Genomic DNA, 3166 nt, shown 5'->3' on the forward strand with positions numbered 1-3166 from the left:
AACGAGGCGCGGTATGCGGAGATGGTGGCGGAACGTTATCGCACACGTCATCGTGTGAAACAGGTCGATCCGGACGATTTCTCGTTGATCGACCGGCTTGCAGGGTTGTACGACGAGCCCTATGCCGACAGCTCGGCGCTGCCGACCTATCGCGTGTGCGAATTGGCGCGCCAGGAGGTTACGGTGGCGCTGTCGGGAGATGGGGGCGACGAAAATTTGGCCGGTTATCGCCGCTATCGCTGGCACACGTATGAGGAGAGAATTCGTTCGTTTTTGCCGCTAGGCGTTCGCCGTCCGCTGTTCGGGCTGCTCGGCCGGGTTTATCCCAAAGCCGATTGGGCGCCGAAAGTTTTTCGGGCCAAAACCACCTTCGAGTCCTTAGCCCGCGACTCGGTCGAAGGCTACTTCCATACGGTTTCGGTTCTGCCGGACAGCTTGCGTCAGGGGAAGATCTTCAGCGCCGGGTTCAAGCGCGGTCTTCAAGGCTATCAGGCTGTCGAAGTGCTCCGCCATCACGCCGAGTCGGCTCCGACTCGGCACCCGTTGTCGCTGGTGCAGTACTTGGACATGAAAACCTACCTGCCCGGGGACATCCTCACGAAAGTCGACCGGGCCAGCATGGCGCACGCCTTGGAAGTTCGCGTGCCGCTGCTGGACCACAAGCTCGTCGAATGGATTTCGGGACTCCCACCCGATCTCAAGCTTAGAGGCAGGGAGGGAAAATATGTATTCAAGAAGTCGATGGAACCGCACTTGCCGGACGACATTCTTTACCGCCCAAAAATGGGATTCGCCGTGCCATTGGCTGCTTGGTTCAGAGGGCCGCTCAGACAAAGGATCCGCGATGCCGTACTGGGATCGGCCATGGCGGAATCGGGCGTGTTCGAGATGGATTTTCTCAAGACTATGCTCGACCAGCACCAGTCGGGTTTGCGCGATTACAGCGCAGGCTTATGGTCGCTGTTGATGTACGAATCCTTCCTACGCCGATACGCCTGACCAAGTTAACAAAAGGCAGCCATGCGTATTCTTCATATACTTGATCATTCGATCCCATTACACAGCGGCTACACGTTCAGAACGCGCGCTATCTTGGAGCACCAGCGCGCTCTGGGCTTCGAAACCTTTCACATCACATCGGCGAAGCACAAGGGACCCGACGTGCTGGTCGAGGAAGTGGACGGTTTTCGTTTTTACCGAACGGCCCAACCAAAAAGTTTTTTTTCCACCCTGCCTGTGCTGAACCAATTTTCAATCATCAACAGTCTGGCGGAACGAGTCGGCGAAGCCGTGGAAGAAGTCAAACCCGATATCATCCACGCCCATTCGCCCGTATTGAACGGATTGGCAGCTTTGCGCGTGGCGCAATGGTTTTCCCTTCCCGTCGTGTACGAATGTCGAGCCTTCTGGGAAGATGCCGCAGTCGACCACAGGACATGCCGAGAGGGAGGTTTGCGCTACCGCGTAACCCGGTCGCTCGAGACTTACGTCTTCAGAAGGGCCAGTGCAGTAACGACGATCTGCGAAGGACTCAAGAGAGACATCGTCGAGCGAGGCATTCCCGAGCAAAACGTTACGGTCATACCCAATGCCGTCGATATCAACCGCTTTTCCCTGAGCGGTCCGGCAGACGCAGAGTTGAAGAAGCAACTGGGGTTAGAGGAAAACCTCGTTCTCGGGTTTATCGGGTCGTTCTACGCGTACGAGGGTCTGATGTTGCTGCTGGAGGCTCTGCTTAGAATTCTCGAAGTCAATCCCGAGGTTCGGCTTCTCTTGGTGGGCGGCGGTCCCCAGGAGAATCTGCTCAAGCAGCGCGCACAAGAGCTCGGGTTATCCCAGAAAGTGATCTTTTCCGGTCGCGTTCCCCATGACCAGGTTCAGAAGTATTACGACCAGGTGGATCTGTTCGTATATCCCCGCATGTCCATGCGCTTGACCGAGTTGGTTACGCCATTGAAGCCGCTGGAAGCCCTGGCTCACGGAAAATTGGTCATCGCGTCCGATGTGGGCGGTCATCGGGAATTGATTCGGCACGGAGAGACCGGATGGTTATTCAAGGCGGGCGATCCGGGCGCCTTGGCCGACATGGTGGTAAGCGCGCTGAATCGCCGGGACGAGTGGTCACGGTTTAGAGTCGCCGGACGGGAATACGTGGAGCGAGAACGCACTTGGGCGCACAGCGTTTCGCGCTATAAGCCGATTTATGAAAGCCTGCTGAACCGGAGTAACTGATCATGCAGGACATGCTGGGTTGGTATCAGGTACCCGCAGATCAGGAAACTACCGCGGATTTTCTCAAGAGCTTCCGGGACCGTAGCGGTCGACCCGATTCGGTCCGTGCCGTGATCGGCGAAAGGGCGGGCTGCGTGGGACCTAAAGCGTCGCTCTATCAATCGAGTGACGGCTCGATCACGACGGTCGTCAGCGGTCGGCCTTACTGGACCAATCGGCGCTATGCGCAAATGGCGACGGATAACGGCATGGCCCAGTCGGTTGCGGAAGCGTATCGTGCCGACCCTGAAGGGTTTCTCGGAGACCTGCGAGGGAGTTTCGTGCTCGCCGTCATCGACGTTAACGCGCAGAGCGTAATGCTGGCGCTTGACCGCATCGGACAGCGCCACCTTTTTTATGCCGTTACGCCGGCAGGGCTGGTGTTCGGGACTCGCGCGGATGATCTGGTCCGTCATCCCGGCGTGAATACTGAGCTCTCTCTGCAAGCGCTGTTCGATTACGTCTATTTCCATCACTGTCCGAGTCCCGGCTCCATTTATGCGAAAGTCTACAAACTCGAGGGAGGCGAGTGCCTCGTTTGGCGCGACGGTTCGGTGAGCCGCCGCTATTATTGGCTGCCCGAATTCAGGGAGGACAGCGATGCCGCTGTCGAGCGCGAAGGAACAAAACTTTTGGAACTTCTTACCGAGGCGGTGCGGCGGGAAACGCACGGCGCGTCCAAGATCGGCGCTTTCCTGAGCGGCGGACTCGACAGTTCTACGGTCTCCGGGCTATTGGCTCGAGAGAGCGAAGGTGAGGCCGATACGTTTTCCATCGGTTTTCCCGTCGAAGGCTATGACGAAATCGCCTATGCGCGCACCGCCGCCAAACATTTCAATACCCGTCAGCACGAATACTATTTGACGCCGGCTGATGCGGTGACCGCCATCCCCTT

General features: G+C 57.6%; 3 protein-coding genes. All 3 read left to right on the forward strand.

Annotation, left to right across the window (positions count from 1 at the left end; translation table 11 throughout):
• Positions 1 to 999, forward strand: a 999-nt coding sequence (locus ABJK70_RS22550) for an asparagine synthase-related protein (RefSeq protein ID WP_347259205.1), incomplete at its 5' end; no start/stop codon positions are given.
• A gap of 21 nt (positions 1000 to 1020) precedes the next feature.
• Positions 1021 to 2232 (forward strand): TIGR04063 family PEP-CTERM/XrtA system glycosyltransferase, encoded by a 1212-nt coding sequence (locus ABJK70_RS22555; RefSeq protein WP_347259206.1) that lies wholly within the window; start codon positions 1021 to 1023, stop codon positions 2230 to 2232.
• Between the two features lie 2 nt (positions 2233 to 2234).
• Positions 2235 to 3166: asparagine synthase-related protein (locus ABJK70_RS22560; RefSeq protein ID WP_347259207.1), on the forward strand; the 932-nt coding region annotated here is incomplete at its 3' end.

This window comes from Methylocaldum sp., from assembly GCF_039794385.1.
Taxonomy (GTDB): Bacteria; Pseudomonadota; Gammaproteobacteria; order Methylococcales; family Methylococcaceae; genus Methylocaldum.